Source organism: Streptomyces sp. NBC_00190 (genome assembly GCF_036203305.1).
GTDB lineage: Bacteria > Actinomycetota > Actinomycetes > Streptomycetales > Streptomycetaceae > Streptomyces.
In genome coordinates this window covers 4,409,590-4,428,118 of sequence record NZ_CP108131.1, presented here as the reverse complement: position 1 = coordinate 4,428,118, position 18,529 = coordinate 4,409,590, and the positions used below count along the sequence as shown (strand labels likewise).

Genomic DNA, 18,529 nt, shown 5'->3' with positions numbered 1-18,529 from the left:
ACCCTTCAGTCCGCGGTGAGAGCCGGGATCAGGCGGACCATGACGGCCGCGGCGCAGCAGAAGACGACGAGCGGGATCAGCGAGACGGTGAAGGCGTGCGGGTAGTCGGCCGCCAGCGCCGCCCCGCCGAGTGCGGGGAAGAAGACCGTGCCGGCGACGGCCACGCCGATGGCGGCGCCGCCCTCCTGCGCGGTGTTGACCGCTCCGGACGAGGAGGCGGCGTGCTCGGGGGCGGCGCCGGACAGCACCAGCCCGGTGAGCGGTCCGGTGGTCATTCCCATGCCCATGCCGGCGACCAGCAGGGAGGGCACGAGCCACAGGACGTTGCCGTCGGTGCCGTTCACGGTGACGGCGACGCCGGTCAGTACGTATCCGGCGGGGAGGACCAGCGGCCCGGAGGCCACCAGGCGGCGGCCCATGCGCTCGGCCAGCTTGCCGGACATCAGCGAGGCCCCGAAGTAGCCGGCGCCCAGGGCGAGGAAGAGCAGGCCGGACTCCAGCGGGGACAGGCCCCGGCCCTGCTGGAGGTAGAGCGCCAGCAGGAAGAAGAACGAGCCCATCGCGAGGAAGTAGGTGACGGTGGCGGCCAGTCCGACCGAGAAGACCCGGCTGCGGAAGAGCTCCAGGGAGATCAGCGGGCCGCGTCCCTCCCGTTCGCGCTTGCGCAGGTGCCGGGCGGACAGGGCGGCCAGTACGACGGAGACGACCAGGGACGCCCAGCTCCAGAGCGGCCAGCCCTGTTCGCGCCCCTCGACGAGGGCGGTCACCAGCAGGGCCAGCGCGGTGGTCACCAGGACCGCGCCGGGCAGGTCGAGCCGGGTGCCGTCCGCGTTCTTCGACTCGGGGATGCGGGAGACGAACAGCAGGGCCACGACACTGACCGGCACGTTGATCAGGAAGATGCTCCGCCAGTCGAGGCCGCCGATGTCGACGGTGATCAGGACGCCGCCGATCAACTGCCCGAAGACGCCGGCGAGTCCGACGACCATTCCGTAGACGTTGAAGGCGGCGACGCGGCTCGGGCCGGTGTAGACCGTCCCGATGATGCCGAGGACCTGGGGCACCATCAGCGAGGCGGCGGCGCCCTGCACCACGCGGGCCGCCACGAGCAGGTCGGCGTTGGGCGCGAGGCCGCAGGCGGCGGAGGCGACCGCGAAGAGCAGGAGCCCCAGGGCGAACATCCGCCGACGCCCGAAGAGGTCCCCGATCCGGCCGCCGGTGATCAGACCGGCCGTGAAGGCCACGCCGTACCCGACGATGACCAGCTGCGCCTGGGCGGCGCTGGCCCGCAGGTCGCTCTGGATCGCCGGGATGGCCACGTTGGCGATGAAGTAATCAAGAACGGTCATGAAGGTGCCCACCATGACGACCACCAGGGCGCCCCACGACGGCCCTTCACCGGCGGTATCGGCGCCGCTCTTGGTGTCGGTGTACGGAGTTGCTTCTGACGTCATCCCAGGACTCCAGTCGTGCTTGCTCAACCGGTATTACAACGGGCAGTCACCTTCCGCCCGTCCTGGTCGTCACGTCAATTACGTCCGAGGTAATGAACAGTTCCGGCCAAACGCCACCCGACCTTGTCCCCGACCTCCGCTTTCTTGCCGGGGAGGTTACCGGATGCCCATTCTGCATTCCCGGCCCGACGATCGGCGCACCTGGTTCACGGTGCGGGTACGGTGGGCGCGCACCGGCCGACGGACACCTGCACCGACGGTTAATCCACCCCTGAATTTACCCCAAATACACCCAAACCTTCGGGGAGTTGATCATTCCACTGGCGGATAACCGTCGACCAACGACAAAGCCCCTGCCTCGACCGCGAAGTTTCGTGGCAATCTTGAAATCAAGCGTGAATCCCCAGATGTAAGGCGCAACTACCGGTGACGCGGGCCACTCCCCCCCATGAGACCGTCGGTCCGCCGAGGATATGCCCATGCAGAGCACGCGTAAGGAGAATCAAGCCAATGAGGTTTCGAATACTCGGCGCGGTCGGCTATCAGCAGGAAAGCCAATTCCACGGAATTCCCGGGGCGAGACAGCGCACCCTTCTCGCGGCCCTTCTCATCAGCGGCGGCGGGTCGCCGCCCGTGGCGGACAGCTTCGCGCCGAGATGGCCCACGGGCTCCTCGACCGTCGGTTTGTTGAAGAGCACGGTCGCGTCGATCTCGATGCCGAGGGCGTCCTCCAGGCCCTTGCGCAGCTCGGCGAGGCGCAAGGAGGTCAGCCCCAGATCGAAGTAACTGGCGTCGAGCGCCAACTCCTCGTCGTCACCCATCAGCAACACCCGCTTGAACCGGGTGACGACGAGGGCTTCCAGCGCGTCGCGCAATTCCGCCTTGGGCAGCTCGCGCAGCCGCAGGCCGACACTCAAGGGTTCCGGCATCCCGGTCCACCCGCCTCCGGTGAGGGGCGACACGTACCGCCCAGCGACATTCGGTATGCCTGGCGATACAAACAGGGCACCCTGACGCTGCACTGACCGAGGACTGACGCCCGGTCACCGCGCTCGCCGCCGCACCGGATCCGCGACGTGGGACGCGGCGGACCTGGGTGTGCTCGACGGCCGTCCATGCTCTATGTTGCAGAGGCAAAAAGCAGGGGGCTTCGCATACCGCGCGCGGACGGCCGCGCCCCGGAGCGGTTGTTGGCGCACGACGAGCCGAGACTGAGGCGACGGACGACGGATGGCACGGGACTACGACAGCCAGCTTCTGGAGTCGGTGGCGGTACGCCGCCGCCGGATGAGGGACGCGCTGCTGTTCGGCGCGCAGCGGGCGCGGCGCACGGCGGACGAGCGGCTCGGGAAGCTGTTCGCGGGCATCGCCATCGCGGCTGTCCTGTGCGCGGGTTGCGTCGGATGGTCCTTCATCCAGCACACGCTCGCAAAGCAGAAGGCCGAGCAGCAGAAGCAACAACAGCAACAGCAGCAGCAACTGAGTCCGGTGCAGCAGTCCGGGAAGCCGTCACCGTCGACGGCACCGTCCACGGCACCCTCGAAATCGCCGAAGCCGCCGAAGCAATCGCCGACGTCCCCGGCTTCGCCGACGGCGCCGCACTCCTCGCACGCGCCCAAGTCGCCCAAGCCGTCGCAGTCGTAGGGACGGAAGCAGAACGCGTGGAGATCCGGCAGATTTCACAGTCCGGCAGCAGAGCTACGTCCCCCTTGGCCCCGAAAGGTCGCAATCCCGCGATGATAGGTTCCCGTAAGTGGTGAGCACAGCAACGACTTCCCGGGCGCAATTGAGCCGGGTGACCCTGATCGGCGAGCGGCGTCGGGCCGACATAGTCCTGCCTTCCGACACTCCGATCGGGCAGCTGCTCCCCGACATCCTGCATCTGCTCGACGACCGGGCCGCGGCACGCCCGTTGACCCGTCAGCTGATCACGTCGGACGGCTCCGCGCTGCCGCACGACAGCACCCTCGCGTCGGCCGGGATATCCGACGGCGCCGTCCTGCGGCTCGTCCGGACCCACTCCGCGCCGCCCGCCCCCGTGGTCCACGACGTCACCGACCTGGTGGCCGACGACCTCGATCTGCAGTCCTGGCGCTGGCGTCCCGCCGCCCGGCGGGGCAGCGCGGGGGTGGCGACCGTGGCCTTCATGGTGACCGCCGGGCTGCTCGCCCGCCGCGAGTTCGCCCTGGACGCCCTGGCCGGCGCCCTCACGGTCGTCACGCTCGTCCTGATGGCGGCCGGCGCGCTCGTCGCCCGGATCGGGCAGGCCAACCGAGGCCTGGCGACCGCCCTCCTGCTCGCCTCCGGCAGCCTGGGCGTCCTCACCGCGTGGACCGCCGCGGACGCCCACCACTGGCCGGGAATCGCACGGCTCGCCGCCGTCGCGGGCTCGGTCATCCTGACGCTGGTGCTGCTCGGCTACTTCTCGCCGCTCGGCCGCGGCGGACTCATCGGCGCCGTGGCCACGGCCGTGATCACCGCCGTGTGGGAGGCCGTCGCAGCCGTCCAGGGCGATCCGGCCCGGCTCGGCGCGGTCGTGGTCCTGTTCTCCGTGGTGCTGCTCGGTCTGCTGCCACGGCTCGCCCTGATGGCCTCCGGGCTCACCGCGCTCGACGACCGGCGCTCCGGCGGTACCTCCGTCAGCCGCCACGAGGTGGGCAACGCGCTCGCCGCGACGCACCGCGGGCTCTCCCTCGCGACGATCGCCACCGCGATCTCGGCGGCGGCCGCCGGCTGGCTGCTGACCCTCGCCGAGAAGCCCAGCGTCTGGACGGTGGCGCTCCCCGCGCTCGTCGCCGTGGTGCTGCTGTCGAGGGCGCGGGCCTACCCGCTGGTCGCCGAGGTCGTCGCGCTGGTCGCCGCCGCGGCCCTGCTCGTCGTACGCCTCGTGATGCTGTGGACCGAGCACGCCGGGGGCACCGGACCGCTCGCCGTCCTGGGTGTGGCGGCGCTGCTGCCGCTGCTCGTCCTCGCGGTGCAGCCGCCGGAGCACGTGCAGGTCCGGCTGCGGCGCACCGCCGACCTCATCGAATCGGTCGGCATGGTGGGGCTCTTCCCGCTCGCCGTCGGGGTGTTCGGCGTGTACGGGCAACTGCTCAACAAGTTCTGAGTCAAAGCGCAGGCGGCTCCGGGCGGGGCAGCAGGTCGGAAGAAGAGGGGCAGGGGCAGACATGCCGAACGAAGACAACTGGCAGGGCGATGTCCTGCGCGACCTGAGGGCCGGCTCCCCGGCGCAGGGCGCCCAGCAGGGCCCCGGCGCCCAGCAGCCCGCGCAGCCGTCGGCCCAGGGCCCGGCCGGAGCCCCGGGTTCCGGCGTGCCCCCGCAGGCCCCCGGTACCCCGGGCCCGGCCGCCCCGCAGCCCGGCCCGGCGCAGGGCCACGTACCGCAGCCCGCCCCCGGCCACGGGTACCCCCAGGGGCAGTTCCCGCCGCAGTCGGCGCCCCCCGGCGCCCAGGGGGTCCGTACGCCCGACTCCCGGCCCGCCGTCGACAAGAACCTCGCCGGGGCGGTCCGCGGGCCCCGGCGCGGTGAGCCCTTCGCCGCCCGCGCCGTACGCGCCATACGGCGAACCGTTTCCTCATCCGCCTCCCGCGAGGTCGCCGAGGCCACCCGCGCGGCCGAGCTGCTCCAGCAGCCCGTGACCACCGGCCGCCAGATCGCCGTCACCTCCATCCGCGGCGGCGCCGGCAAGTCCACCATCGCGGCCCTGCTCGGCACCACGTACGCCCACTACCGGCAGGACCCCGTCCTCTTCGTCGAGGCCGACCCGGCCCTCGGCTCGCTGCCGATCCGCCTCGGCGCCGAGACACTGCGCTGGACGACCGGCGACGTCGCGGACATCGTCGAACCCCAGATGTCGCTGCTCGACATCACCGGCTACCTCGTCCAGCTCCGCGACAACGCCTGGCTGCTGCCCGGCAGCCAGGGCCAGATCGGCGCGATGCTCGACCTGCGGTCCTACGAGCGGGCCATGGTCGCGCTCCGCCGCTACTTCGGCGTGACCGTCGTCGACTGCGAGACGCTGCCCGCCGAGGTCGCCCGTGTCGCGCTCTCCGCCTCCCAGGCCCGCGTCCTGACCACCCCCGCCACCCTGGACGGCGTCGCCAGCACGTACGCGGTCCTCCAGTGGATGCAGGGCCTGCCCCCGCACGTGATCGCCGGCACGGTCGTCGTGCTCACCGAGCAGGCGCCGCACCCGGGAATCGACCTCGCCGAGGCGGTCCGCACCCTCCAGGCCACCGGGGCGGGCGTCCACGTCCTGCCGTACGACCGCCACCTGGCGGCCGGCGGCCCCATCCGTACCGAACTGCTCGCCCACTCGACCAGGCAGACCGCCACCCGGCTCGCCGCCGAGGTCTTCCAGCTCTCCCAGAAGCGCCACTGACCGAGATGCCGAGCCCGACCGTGACGCGACCGATCGTGATTGGCGAACGACGACGATGAGCACCCGACTGATCCACCGCCCGGCCAGGACCGTCAGACCTCCGGCCGCCCCCGCCGCACGCACCATCGAGGCCCCGCCCAACCTCCCCGAGGGCAAGGCGGGCAACATCGCGATGTCGCTGATGCCCGTGGCGGGAGTCATGTCGTCCGTCGTGATGATGACGGTCGTCCGCAACAGCCAGTTCGCAGCGCTCGGCGCGCTGATCCTCGTCGTCACCGTCGTCGGCTCCCTCGCGCTCCTCTTCTCGCAGCGCGGCAAGGCCCAGCGCACCCGCCGTACCCAGCGCGAGGCCTATCTCGCCCACCTGGAGGACCTGCGCGAGGAGCTCGCCGGCGAGGAACGTGCGCGCGGCGAGCACGCCGACGTACTGAACCCGCCGCCGCACGCCCTGTACGACATCGTCCGCGACCCGGCCCGGCTGTGGGAGCGACGCCGCGTCGACGGCGACTTCCTGCGCGTGCGCGTCGGCACCGGCGAGATGCCCGTACGCGATCTGCAGATCGGCCAGCAGGGCTCCTCCGCCCTCACGCCGCCCGACCTCTTCATGCTCAACGAGGCGTCCGCGCTCACCGCCCGGTTCCGCAGCGGTACCGAACTCCCGCTCACCGTCCCGCTCGACCGCGTCGGCAACATCAGCGTCGTCGGCCCCCGCGAGGACTGCCTGCGCGTCGCCCGCGCCCTGCTGGTCCAGGCCGCCGCCCTGCACGCCCCCGACGACGTGGCCATCGCCCTGGCCGTCCCCGGCGACCGGCTCGCCGACTGGGAGTGGGCCAAGTGGATGCCGCACCTGCTCGACACCGAGCAGCTCGACGGACCCGTCGCCGCCCGCCGGATCGCCCCCTCCACGGCCCAGCTCGCCCGGCAGATCGGCCCGGAACTGCGCCGCCGCGCCTCCTACGCCGCCGAGGTGCGCCGCGGACTGTCCGGCAGGGACGCCCTGTCCATGACGTCCCGGCTGCTCGTCGTGACCGACGGACACGGCGAGGACGCCGTCGAACTGCCCCGGCCCGACGATGCGGTGGGCCTGCGCGACATGGGCGTCACCGTCCTGCACCTGCTCGAACAGCGGATCCAGGAACCGGGACACGTCGGCGTACGGATCACCGTCGACGGCGACCAGGTGCTCATCGAGGACCTGCGCGAGGACGAGCCCGTCAGCGCCCACGGCATCGTGGACGAGGTCGGCATCCCCTTCGCCGAGGGCCTGGCCCGGATGCTCGCCCCGCTGCGCCTGTCCGCCGAGTCCCTCATCGACGCTCCGCTGTCCGGCCCCGTGGACTTCGCCGACCTGCTCGGCATCGACGACGTGGCCCGCCTCGACCTGGCGAGCCTGTGGGCCCCGCGCGGCGAACGCGCCTTCCTGCGCGTGCCCATCGGCATCAGCGACTCCCGCGAACCCGTGCTGCTGGACCTGAAGGAATCCTCCGAGCTGGGCATGGGCCCCCACGGCCTGTGCGTCGGCGCCACCGGTTCGGGAAAGTCCGAGCTGCTGCGCACCCTCGTCCTCGCCCTGGTGGCCACGCACCCGCCGGAGGACCTCGCCCTTGTCCTCGTCGACTACAAGGGCGGTGCGACCTTCGCGCCGTTCGCCGACCTGCCGCACGTCGCCGGAGTCATCACCAACCTGGAGAACCAGGCCGGTCTCGTCGAGCGCGTCCACGCCTCCCTCGCAGGCGAGGTCAAGCGCCGCCAGCAGGTCCTCAAGGACGCGGGCAACGTCGCCGACATCGGTGACTACGCCGCCCTGCGCGCCGACCGCCGGCCCGACCTGGACCCGCTCCCGCACCTCTTCGTCGTCATCGACGAGTTCGGTGAACTCCTCACCGCCAAGCCCGACTTCATCGACCTGTTCCTGTCCATCGGCCGGATCGGCCGCTCCATCGGCGTGCACCTGCTGCTGTCCAGCCAGCGCATCGAGGGCGGCAAGCTCAAGGGCCTGGACACCTACCTCTCGTACCGCCTGGGCCTGCGCACCTTCTCCGCCGACGAGTCCCGCACGGTCCTGGACACCACGGACGCCTTCCACCTTCCGCCGCTGCCCGGTTTCGGCTTCCTCAAGGTCGACACCAGCCACTACGAGCGGTTCAAGGCGAGCTACGTCTCCGGCGCCTACCGGGGCCCCGTACAGCGCGCGGAAGACGAGGACACCGGCCCCCTCGCCCTCGAGTACGAGGCCTTCAACACCCTGTCCAAGCCCGACAGCGCGGGCACTCAGGAGCCCACGGCCCGGCGCCGCGAGACCGGGCCGACCGAGATGGGCGTCATCGTCGAGCAGCTGGAGAACGCCGCCGGCCAGGTGCGCCGCATCTGGCTGCCGCCGCTGCCCGACGCGGTCAGCCTGGACTCGGTCGCCGGCCCCCTCGACGTGAGCGCGCGCGGAATGCAGCTCGCCAAGCGGCGGGGGCGGCTCATGGTGCCGCTCGGCCTGCTCGACGATCCGACGAAGCAGTGGCAGGGCGAGTGGTACCTCGACCTCACCGTCGCGGGCGGCCACGCCGCCTTCATCGGCGGCCCGCAGTCCGGCAAGACCACCCTGCTGCGCACCCTCGTCCTCTCGCTCGCGCTGACCCACACCCCGCAGGAGGTCGGCGTCTACGGCCTCGACCTCGTCGGCGGCGGCCTCCAGGCCCTGTCGGGCCTGCCGCACGTGGGCGGGATCGCGGGCCGCGCCGACCGCGAGCGCGCGGCCCGGACCGTCGAAGAGGTACGGAACATGCTGGCGACCCGGGAGGACCTCTTCCGCGAGCACGGCATCGACTCCGTCGAGCAGCTGCGCACCCTGCACGCGGCCGGCCGGCTGCCGCAGCTGGCCTCCGCGGAGATCGTCCTCGTCATCGACGGCTTCGGCGCGCTGCGCGACGACTTCGAGGAACTCGACGACGCGGTCGTCGACATCCTCAAGCGCGGCGGCGGCTACGGCATCCACGTCGTCGCGGGCATGCTCCGCTGGAACGACGTCCGCATAGCCACCCAGTCGAACTTCGGCACCCGCGTCGAACTGCGCCTCAACGACCCCAGCGAGTCCAGCATCGAGCGCAAGCTCGCCGAGACCCTGTCGCCCGACGAGCCCGGCCGCGTCCTCACCGACGGCAAGCTCTTCGCGCAGGTGGCGCTGCCCCGTACCGACGGGCTCCGCGACACCTCCGAGCTCGGCGCGGTCCTGGAGCGCACGGCCCGCACGATCCGCGCCACCTGGAGCGGGGACGCCGCCCAGCCGGTACGGGTGCTGCCGCACCTGCTGGAGCCGCACCTGCTGCCCGGCCCGGTCGCCGAGCCGAAGCGGGTGCCGATCGGCCTCGACCAGAGCGCACTGGCGCCCGTACTCCTCGACCTGTTCCAGCACGACCAGCACCTGCTGGTCATGGGTGACAGCGAGTGCGGCAAGACGAACCTGCTGAAGACGATCGCCGGCGGCCTCATCGAGCGGTACGGCGAGGACGAGCTGGTCTTCGCCATCATGGACCCGCGGCGCAGCCTGCGCGGTGTGGTCCCGGAGGAGTTCAACGGCGGCTACGCGTACAACACCAAGATGTGCGCCGGGCTGGCCGCGGGCATCGCCACCGAGCTGGACCGGCGGCTGCCCGACGACAGCGCCCCCCTGGAGGACCTGGAGCCGGGCAGCTGGGGCGGCGGGCCGCGGATCGTGGTCCTCGTCGACGACTACGACGTACTCACCACGGCGGGACAGTCGCCGCTCGCCCCGTTCGTGCCGTTCATCCCGTCGGCGGCGGACATCGGCCTGCACTTCGTCCTGACGCGCCGCGTCGCGGGCGCCTCGCGCGGCATGTACGAGCCGCTGGTGCAGGGCCTGCGCGAATCGGGAGCCTCGGCGGTCGTCATGGCCGGCGACCGCAGCGAGGGCCAGCTGTTCCCCGGGGTGTACGCCTCCCAGCAGCCCGCCGGCCGCGGCGTACTCATCCGCAGGGGCCAGTCCAACCGTCTGATCCAGACCGTCTACACCCCCGAGTGAAGGACCGCAGGACCACATGACCAAGGACGTCATAGCCCTCACGCCGCGGATGCCCGAGCCCTGGACCGTGCTCGCGGGTCTGCTCTCCGGCGGCCCCGACAAGCTCGTGGACACGACGGGCGAGGGCGCGGTCGTACAGCTCTGCGACGAGCAGGGGCGTCCGCTCGTCTCCGTCGAGGCGCCGCTGCTGGTCCAGGTCGAGGGAGAGGCCGAGCGGCTGCTCGGAGCCACCCCGCCGCGGGTCCCCTTCTGGTGGACCGAGGCCCGCGCCACCACCGGCGTCCCCGAGGCCGAGCGCCTCGCGGGCACCTTCGCGGCCCGGATCGCCTCGCTGGGCGGGGGGAGCGCCTGGCCGCCGGATGCCGCGCGGTCGGTGGCGGTGGTGCAGAGCGAGGGGATCAGCGTGGCGCCGGCGCCCGCGGCGGCGCAGCCCGCCGTCGACGTGCTGACCGGCAACGTCGCCGTCGTCATCATGGACCGGCCGGTCGTCGCCATGACGGCCTGGCTCTCCGACGCCTACCGGGCCGCCGCGGCGGCCGAGCGGGGCCTGCAGGTCGTCACGCCGCCCGGGACGAAGCTGTCCCCGGCGGTGCTGGCGAACATGCCGGGCTGGCCGTCGCGGTGGGTCGTGCAGGACGGGCGGGACGGCTACTACGACGGCATGTCGGGCGCGGTGCTGCGCTGGCAGGAGGGCATGTTCGCCGCGGTGGTCCCCCCGGACGCCACCGAGGACGATCCGCGCGTCCCCGTCGCCGCCACGTTCCAGGAGGTGGCGGCGACGGGCGAACGGCAGCTGGCCCTCACCTTCCGCACCATCCACCCCGCGGACGAGCGGCTGGTCCTCGGCGGCGCCCTGGAGACGGTGTGGCGCGAGCTGACCGGCGAGCCCCCGGCGGGGTGGGGGACGGCCGAGCCGGCCAACCTGCCCTGGTCGCCGGGACGGCTGACCGATGTGGCGTTCACCCGGGCCCCCGAGCCGACGTGGTTCGTGGTGGTGGGCAGCCCCGGGCGGCCCGGACTCGCAACGGTGCGGATCAGCCGTACGAAGGCGGGTGTGGAGGAGGACGTGACGCTGGCGTTCGGCTACGGCGCCGACGAGCAGCCGCCGCTGGAGGCCCTGCACCGCGTCGCGGAAGCGCTCGTTACGCGCCACCGCCTCCAGTCGATGCTCGTACAGCTCCGCAAAGCGCGCCGTGATCTGCTGGTGCCGCCGCGCTTCGAGGGGCCCGGGGTGCCGCTGGCCTTCGTCCTGGGCTCCGAGGAGGTCCGGCGGATGCCGGACGACCGGGCCCGGCGTACGCCGCTGGCCGAACAGCCGCTGCGGCTGGGGCCGAAGGCCCGCCCCGCCTACTACTACCCGCTGCCCGGAAATCCGTCGGACCTGTCGGGGTGGAGCGTCTTCGAGCAGCTGATGAGGCACCTGAAGGGCTCGTGAAGATGCCTGGTGGTTTGTCATAGCCGGGTCACAGACGGCCCGTTGCTCGTTGCAGGAGCGATGTGAGTTGATAGAACTGGACATACTTACGATCGTTCGAGTGTGCGGGGGAGTGGGATGAAGTTCGACATGGGGACGCAGGTTCTGACGAGCCTGATGTCGGGGTCGCGGAATTCGAGTACGGACCTGGGAACGCTGATCAAGCTGCTGGTGGACGCGGCGCAGCCGCTGGAGGGCAAGTTCAACGGCCAGGGCAAGGTGGCGTTCGACTCGTTCAAGGCGCGTTCGGACGGCATCGCGAAGGAGCTCAACGCTTCGCTGGCCGCGATCCTGGGCGGTCAGTCGGGCATGGAGCGGGCCTTCGGTTCGGGTGACCAGGAGCAGGGCGAGAACGCGCGGCAGCAGCAGTCGGCGGCGAACTTCGACGCGGCCCGCTTCTCGGGTCGCTGATTCTTCTTCACGGGGAGTGTGGTTGTGATGGCTGGTGACAAGGACCGTCGTTCGTACGACGTGGGCGCCTCGACGGAGGCGCAGGGCAACATCAAGGTCGTGATCGGTCAGCTGGAGCAGGTGATCGCGGCGCGCGAGGCGCAGGTGGCGAAGGCGATGTCGGACTTCGCCGCGGATGGTGTGGCGGACGACTACCACGCCAAGGAGACGCGCTGGAAGAACGCCTCGCAGGAGGTCAAGAACATCATCCAGCTGCTGAATTCGACGCTGGAGAAGAACGACGGCACGGCGCAGCAGACGCTGCAGCGGGCGAAGGCCGCGGTCGACAACATCGGCTGAGCAGGATCGTTTTAGCGGGGCGGCGGGGCAGCGGGGCTGTATGGCAGCGGGCTACACGGGGGTGGGTCGTCGATGACGTCGTGGGACATCAAGCCGCAGGGTGTGCAGGGTCAGTTGAAGACCGTCGGCGGGAATGCCGGCGAGCTGGAGAAGGCCCTGAACTCCCTGATCACGAACATGTCGGAGGCGGCCCAGGCAGCGGGCACGGCCGTGCCCGGCTCGGCGGCCGAGACCAAGGTGCAGGGTCCGGTGGCGCCGGGCAAGCCTCCGCTGTCGCATAAGGCGATGGGCCCGGTCGCGGCCGCTCTGGGTACGTACCTGGAGGGCCGCAAGAAGGAACTGGAGTCGATGGCGCACCGCATCGAGGCCTGCATCCTCGGCGCGGTCAAGGCGACGAACGAGTACCTCGAAGGCGACCTGGACCAGGCCAAGGCCGCTCAGGACGCGGCAAGGGCCATGAATCTGGACGTCCTGCGCGAACAGCCGGGGGGGAAGAAGTGAGCGGCAACGCACCCGTCGATCCGGCCGAGATACCCGTCTTCACCGGCGATCTGGCGGTGCTGGACGCGAAGGTGAAGGAGATCTCGTCGGGCGGGGCGACGGTCTCCACGAAGGCCAGTGACGTCCACACCAGTTTCGGCGGGCTGCAGGCGTTCTACCAGGCGCCGGAGGCGGACCAGCTGTTCGCGACGACCAAGCCGGTCGCCGACCTCGGGCTGAAGCTGAGTTCCGACATGTGCACCATCGCGGGGGCGCTGGGTACGTACAGTCGCGATGTCGAACCGCTGGTGAAGAAGCTGGAGCACCTGAAGAAGGAAGCGGAAGCGTTTCGTTCGAAGGTGTCCGACGACAAGAAGTGGCGCGAGGACGGCGATCTGATCGAGGAGAACCTCGATCGCCGCAATGACATCGCCGAAGTGTGGGCGCAGTTCCAGGAGGTGGAACGCGCTGCTCACGCGAAGATCGTCGCTCTGGTGGGCGGGCCCGCCCTGAAGAAGGACGACGGCTCGCACGGCGAGGGCATGTACGGCTACGACGCCGAGGCCCTGAAGCAGTCGAAGTCGCTGCCGTGGGGTGACGCGGTGGAGGAGTCGGTGCCGTGGTGGCAGGTGTGGGAGCACGCCTACGACTTCGGCAAGGGCGTGATCGTCGACGGTGTGTGGGGCACGATCGTCGGCCTGGGCACGCTCGTCGGCTTCCAGGGCTGGGACGCGGCGGGTCAGGCCTGGACGGGCCTGGCGAAGCTGGCGACGGGCCTTGCGATCTCCACCCTGCCGATCGTGGGTCCGGCGTATCTGGCGGCCCCCGACGACAAGCTTCCGTCGTGGCTGCGTGATTCGCGTACGGCGATGAAGGAAACGGGCAAGGCGCTGCTGGCGTGGGACCAGTGGGGCTCGAACCCGTCGCGTGCGGCGGGTGCGGTCACCTTCAACGTGGTGACGACCGTATTCACCGGCGGTGCGGGCGGTGCGGCGTCGGGTGCGGGCAAGGCGGGCGCGGTGGCCAAGGCGCTGTCGTTCGCGGGCAAGGCCGGGCGGGCCATCGACCCGATGACGTACGTCTTCAAGGGCGCGGGCGCGGGCATCTCGAAGATCGGCGACGTGATGGCCGGGCTGAAGGGCCTGGGCAAGATCGAGGTCCCGAACATCAACGTGGACGGCGCGATCGCCCTCCCCGAGGGTGCCGTCCATCTCCCCGACGGTGCGATCCACCTCCCCGAGGGCACCGCGATCCCGGACGGGGCGATCAAACTCCCGGACGGCAACATCAAGCTCCCCGAGGGCACGGCCACGCTGCCGCCGGGCTCGGTGAAGCTGCCGGTGGACGGTCCGGCGCAGTTCATGGACCCCAAGGGCAACATCTACGACGCCGCGGGCGACATCACGCACCACGCCGAGGACGCCCCGACGGGCAAGCCGGACGCGGGCGCGGACACCCCGCGCGTCGACGCCCCGAAGGTGGACTCCCCGGCCTCGGTCAAGGTCCCGGAGCGCGAGCTGGTGTCCGTCGGCGGCCGAGGCGACGACGGCATCCGCCTCGGCTCCGACATCTCCGACCCGGTCCACGCGGGCGACCACGCCCCGACCGGCCACACCCCGGACCACACCCCCGGCGGCCACACCCCGGACCACACCCCCGGCGGCCACGCCCCGGACAACATGCCGCGGGGCGACCTGAACAACACCCCCCGCGGCGGCCACCCGGACACCCCGTCCACCCACGGCACCGACGCTCCGAGCGGGGGCGGCACCCACCCGGACACCCCGGGCACCGGCGGCCACGGCGACGGTCCCACCGGCCCAGGCCACCCGGACGGCCCGTCAACCGGCGGTACCCACCCGGACGGGCCCGGCACGGGCGGCGGCCACCCGGATGCCCCGTCCTCGGCCCCCCTCGATGAGGCGACCCGCGCAGCGCACCGTGCGGAGTACGAGGCTGCCCGCGAGGTCCCGCCCAAGCAGCGGACGCCCGAGGAAAGCATGGCCATCACCCGCGAGCACGTTCGGCTGGCCAACGAGGACCCGGTCTGGCGCGCGGAGCACTACGACAAGTGGGGGCTCGGCAAGCGAAACGATGCCGACATGTTGGTCGACGGCCAACTCCTGCCGAAGCTCATTGAGAAGGACGGTAGTTGGATTGCCACTAGCCAATTGCCGCACGCGGACCCGGGTGGCTTCCACCTCGAAGACCTGGTGAGGGGCCGGGATACCGTTGACCCTCAGGGTCTGAACCACCTTGACGAGGTTGCGGCCAAGCGTCGGGCGGGCATGGACCTGACCAAGTGGGAAAAGGCCTTTGCCAAGGATCCGAGCGTTGGGAACGCGCTGGAGCTGGATAAGGCGCTGGAGCACTACAACCTCACGGTCGGCAAGGACGTACCCAACAACACCAAGCTCGGCGAGGCCCTTGGAGAAGAGGCCGCAAGGCACCACATGCTTCTCCAGGACGAGTTCAAGGGCGCCAAGGAGGTCGACGATCCGCCGTTGCCGGAGACGCCCAACGGGTCGAGGGCATTCGACCAGCTGTGGCGCGACAAGGACGGCAACCTAGTGATCGTCGAGGCGAAGAGCCCCAACGGTACGCTGGACTGGCGTCAAGGCGCCGGCGACTTCGACCGGTTCATGGTGAAACAGGGATCCATCGAGTACGTCCGCACCATTGTTGCCGAAATGGAAGGCCGTGTTGCCACCTCGCCGGCCGACGGCAAGTACGCCGCGGAAATCCGGAAAGCCATCAAGAACAAGACTCTGCGCTACGTCCTCGTCCAGGCTGCCGAAAACACCGGCCAGTATGCTGGGGCCGAGCTCAAACACTTCAAGCTCTTCTAAGGAGAATTGCGTTGGTCTCGATCATCCCCCGTCACCCCGTTCCCACGGGCAGGGCAGAAGAAGGCCTCGCCATACTCCAAGAGAACGCGCAGGAACTGATCGACGGGCTGGAGGAAGACTCCACCGACCTGGGTGATGCCCAGCGCACCACGCTCACCTTGGCCCAGTCACGTTGCCTTGTCGACCCGAGGGCATCGATCTTTCCCACCTGGGATGCCTGGGTGAACGCGATGCAAACGAGCTCCGCCGTGTTCGCCGCCGCGACCACGTCCGAAGAACAGGTGCAGTGTCGTATCGCGCACAAGGACCGCGCGCTCAAAGCCACCGGTCCAGAGTGGTACGTACAGCCGGACGCGTGGCTCAGCGCCTTCTACCTGGCCGTGGTGTGCCGGGAACGGGACAGGATCACAGCCCTGTGCCGGGTACCTCTGTCTTTGCTCCGGGAGAACGGGTCGCGCTTCGAGGAGTACCACTACGCCTGGATCGACACCCTCCAGACCTACTGGCTCGGTGGCCCTGAGCTCGTACCAAAGCTGGTGGCCGCGGTAGACCGCACGGAGCCCGAAGTCGTCGCAGACCCCCAGATGGTCGGCCGGCTGGTGTACCCGCCGATGGAGATGTTCCATCGGTTCATCCGCAAGGACAACGACGGATTCAACCGTGCACTCGCTACCGCCCTCGACTGGCACAAGGACTACTGGAGCGAAGAGAGCAGGGCACTCCAGGCATCGGGTTTCGTCGCGCTCGCACCGCTCGCCATGGCTTGCATCGCCCACGATGCGGGCATCCCCATCGAAGTCGAGTCCGAGTACCTGCCCGCCACTCTCCTTGGCCGCAACTGGTGCGGCGAATTCCCCACGTAAGGCGCATATAACCGCCGTACTCATCGGGATACGCCCATGACCATGATCCTGTCCCGCCAGGACTATCCGAAGGACGATATGGCAGCGGTGGTTCCCGTCATGGAGGGGTCGCTGTCCTATTCGCTGGAGAAGATCGAGACCTCACACAACTCCAGGTCAGACGTGGTCATGGAGTCGCTGAACGTCGCTCTCGTCCGCTGTGTCGAGGATCCCACGGCCGGCATGCTGGAGACCTGGGAATCCTGGCTGCTGGCCATGCAGGTGCACTCTGCCGTGTTCGCCGCCGCCGATCCCGACCGGGAAACGGTCACCTGCAAGATCCGCCAGGAGGAGCGCCACCTCGCCACCACCGGGCCCCAGACCTACCTCAACGCGGACACCTGGCTCGACGCCTTCTACCTCGCGATGATCTGCCGTGAAGCCGCTCGCCTCAACATGCTGGCCCGGATCCCGGTCTCCCTGCTGCGCGACTTCGGCGGCACGCTGGACGAGTACACCTACGCCTGGGTGGAGACCCTCCAGAGCTTCTGGCTCCGCCGCGACGACCTGCGCACGCACCTGGTGCGCGCTGTGGACCTGAGCGCGGCCGAGCACGCCCATGTCGTCGACGCGGACGAGATGACCAAGCTCCGCTACCCGCCGATCATGATGCTCTACCGCTACCTGCGCAACGACCCCGCCGGCTTCAACGACGCCCTGGCCGACGCCGTCCGCTGGCACAAGGAGTACTGGACCGCAGACGAGGACCGCACCCGCAACATCCTGGGCGTCGTTGCTCTCGCCCCGCTGGCGATCGCCTGCCTGGCCAAGGCCAACGGCATCCCCGTCGAGGTCCAGTCCGACTACCTCCCCGAGGCCCTCCTCGATTTCGCCTGGCGCGGCGAGTTCGACGCGTAGAGCCGCAGGCCGCAGGGGACGCACGCGCCCGGCAAGGTAACCCACGTAAGGCACACGCATGACCACCGTCCTCTCCCGCCACGCGTTCCGTACCGACAACGCGGCCGAAACCATGGCGCCGATCGTGAGCATGGCCCAGGAGGCGCTTGCAGAGATCGAGGAGTCGGAATTCGACCGCCATGACGCGCTGATGCTCACGGTCGCCGCAGCCAAGTGGCGAGGCGTGGACTGAGGAACTCGGCCGCGGCCGGAAGCGGATGACCGAGCTGTCCCAGGTCCCGCTCCACCGCATCGCCTACAACGGCTACAACGGCTACGACGAGTACGTCCGGCACCGGGTCGACACGCTCCAGACCCACTGGCTCCGCGCACGCCTGCGACGCCTCCCTCCGGCCCCGCACGGGCGCTTGAGTAGGCTTGTCCTGGCTCATCACATACCGGGGGGGAGACGCGCATGGAACCGCTGCGTCATGACGACCCTCCACGGACCGGGCCCCACATCACCCTGGCCCGGCTCGACGCGGATTCCGAACAAGCCGTTCCCGCACGCCGCTTCATCGCCCGCAGCGCCGACGGCGACCACACGTTCCTTGCCTGCCTCCCGCGCACCGACGCCGACCCGACCCGCTGGGCGATCGAGGCGGAGGGGGCCCGTCGGCTCTCGATACGGGGATTCCTGCCGGTCGGGGAGGTCGGCGGCACGGCGGACCTCCCCTGGTGCACGGCGCCGTACGTCCCCGCTCTCCCGCTCCCCGCCGCCCTGCGAGCTCACGGCGGTCCGCTGCCCGAGCCGTTCGTACGGGCCCTGGGCGCCACCCTCGCCCAGACCCTGGCCACCGCCCACGCGCACGGGGTGACGCACGCGGGCCTGTCCCCCGCCGCCGTACTGCTCACCACCGAAGGCCCCCGCCTCAGCTGCTTCGGGGCGGTACGGGCCGCAGCCCCGGACGGGGAGGCGCGCAGCGGCCTGCCGGGCCTCGACTCCGGCAGTCTCGCCCCGGAACAGGCGGCCGGTGGACGGCCGCGCCCGCTGGGCGACGTGTACGCCCTGGGGGCGGTACTCGCCTACGCGGCAACCGGCCACACCGTCCCCGAACGCGACGAACTTCCCTCCTTCATCCGCGAATTGATCGCGGCATGCCTCTCGCGCGATCCCGAGAGGCGTCCGCAGGCGCACCAGGTCCTCACCCGCCTGGAGTCGGCCGCGAGTACGGCGGCACACCAGGCCACCGTCCTGGACACGGCCGCCCCGATCCCCCTGCCGGCAAGCGTGGTCGCCGCGCTCGCGCGCCAGTCGGCGCAGGTCCTCGCGGCTGAACTCCCTGTTCCTGCTCCCCTGGACTGACG

General features: G+C 70.7%; 14 protein-coding genes and 1 pseudogene. 13 read left to right on the top strand and 2 right to left on the bottom strand.

The annotated features are described in order from the left end of the window. Positions 1-5: 5 nt before the first annotated feature. Both OG429_RS21350 and OG429_RS21345 read right to left on the bottom strand, forming a co-directional pair. Positions 6-1,454 carry an MFS transporter gene (locus OG429_RS21350; RefSeq protein ID WP_328926896.1) on the bottom strand — a complete coding sequence of 483 codons (1,449 nt, stop codon included), beginning with the start codon at positions 1,452-1,454 and terminating at the stop codon, positions 6-8. 542 nt (positions 1,455-1,996) lie between these two features. Next, on the bottom strand, positions 1,997-2,383 hold the full coding sequence (locus OG429_RS21345; RefSeq protein ID WP_328926895.1) for an acyl carrier protein: 387 nt from the start codon (positions 2,381-2,383) through the stop codon (positions 1,997-1,999). 301 nt (positions 2,384-2,684) lie between these two features. Here OG429_RS21345 and OG429_RS21340 point away from each other — a divergent pair. The 13 genes and pseudogenes from OG429_RS21340 to OG429_RS21280 form a co-directional block, all read left to right on the top strand. Then, positions 2,685-2,999, top strand: a pseudogene (locus OG429_RS21340) (hypothetical protein); the annotation flags it as partial. Positions 3,000-3,207: 208 nt separating this feature from the next. Continuing rightward, the gene (gene eccD / locus OG429_RS21335; RefSeq protein WP_328926894.1) at positions 3,208-4,563 is read left to right on the top strand and encodes a type VII secretion integral membrane protein EccD; all 1,356 of its coding nucleotides are present in this window, start codon (positions 3,208-3,210) and stop codon (positions 4,561-4,563) included. A gap of 61 nt (positions 4,564-4,624) precedes the next feature. Further along, positions 4,625-5,839, top strand: a complete 1,215-nt coding sequence (locus tag OG429_RS21330; RefSeq protein ID WP_328926893.1) for a MinD/ParA family ATP-binding protein — start codon at positions 4,625-4,627, stop codon at positions 5,837-5,839. 55 nt (positions 5,840-5,894) lie between these two features. Further along, entirely contained in the window at positions 5,895-9,869 is a 3,975-nt protein-coding gene (gene eccCa / locus OG429_RS21325) for a type VII secretion protein EccCa (protein ID WP_328926892.1), read from the top strand. Positions 9,870-9,885: 16 nt separating this feature from the next. Then, positions 9,886-11,304: a DUF6177 family protein gene (locus tag OG429_RS21320; RefSeq protein ID WP_328926891.1), complete on the top strand. Its 1,419-nt coding sequence runs from the start codon at positions 9,886-9,888 to the stop codon at positions 11,302-11,304. 117 nt (positions 11,305-11,421) lie between these two features. After that, positions 11,422-11,754 carry a hypothetical protein gene (locus OG429_RS21315; RefSeq protein ID WP_328926890.1) on the top strand — a complete coding sequence of 111 codons (333 nt, stop codon included), beginning with the start codon at positions 11,422-11,424 and terminating at the stop codon, positions 11,752-11,754. Between the two features lie 27 nt (positions 11,755-11,781). After that, entirely contained in the window at positions 11,782-12,093 is a 312-nt protein-coding gene (locus OG429_RS21310) for a pore-forming ESAT-6 family protein (protein WP_328926889.1), read from the top strand. A 72-nt stretch (positions 12,094-12,165) separates the two neighbouring features. Next, positions 12,166-12,594 (top strand): DUF6507 family protein, encoded by a 429-nt coding sequence (locus tag OG429_RS21305; RefSeq protein ID WP_328926888.1) that lies wholly within the window; start codon positions 12,166-12,168, stop codon positions 12,592-12,594. Next, positions 12,591-15,422 carry a hypothetical protein gene (locus tag OG429_RS21300; protein ID WP_328926887.1) on the top strand — a complete coding sequence of 944 codons (2,832 nt, stop codon included), beginning with the start codon at positions 12,591-12,593 and terminating at the stop codon, positions 15,420-15,422. Before OG429_RS21305 ends, OG429_RS21300 begins: the two co-directional genes overlap by 4 nt. A gap of 11 nt (positions 15,423-15,433) precedes the next feature. Then, complete coding sequence (locus OG429_RS21295) at positions 15,434-16,285, top strand: immunity 49 family protein (protein WP_328926886.1); 852 nt, start codon at positions 15,434-15,436, stop codon at positions 16,283-16,285. A 36-nt stretch (positions 16,286-16,321) separates the two neighbouring features. Then, on the top strand, positions 16,322-17,182 hold the full coding sequence (locus OG429_RS21290) for an immunity 49 family protein (protein WP_328926885.1): 861 nt from the start codon (positions 16,322-16,324) through the stop codon (positions 17,180-17,182). A gap of 58 nt (positions 17,183-17,240) precedes the next feature. After that, the gene (locus tag OG429_RS21285; RefSeq protein ID WP_328926884.1) at positions 17,241-17,414 is read left to right on the top strand and encodes a hypothetical protein; all 174 of its coding nucleotides are present in this window, start codon (positions 17,241-17,243) and stop codon (positions 17,412-17,414) included. Positions 17,415-17,636: 222 nt separating this feature from the next. Further along, on the top strand, positions 17,637-18,527 hold the full coding sequence (locus OG429_RS21280; protein ID WP_328926883.1) for a serine/threonine protein kinase: 891 nt from the start codon (positions 17,637-17,639) through the stop codon (positions 18,525-18,527). Positions 18,528-18,529 lie beyond the last annotated feature (2 nt).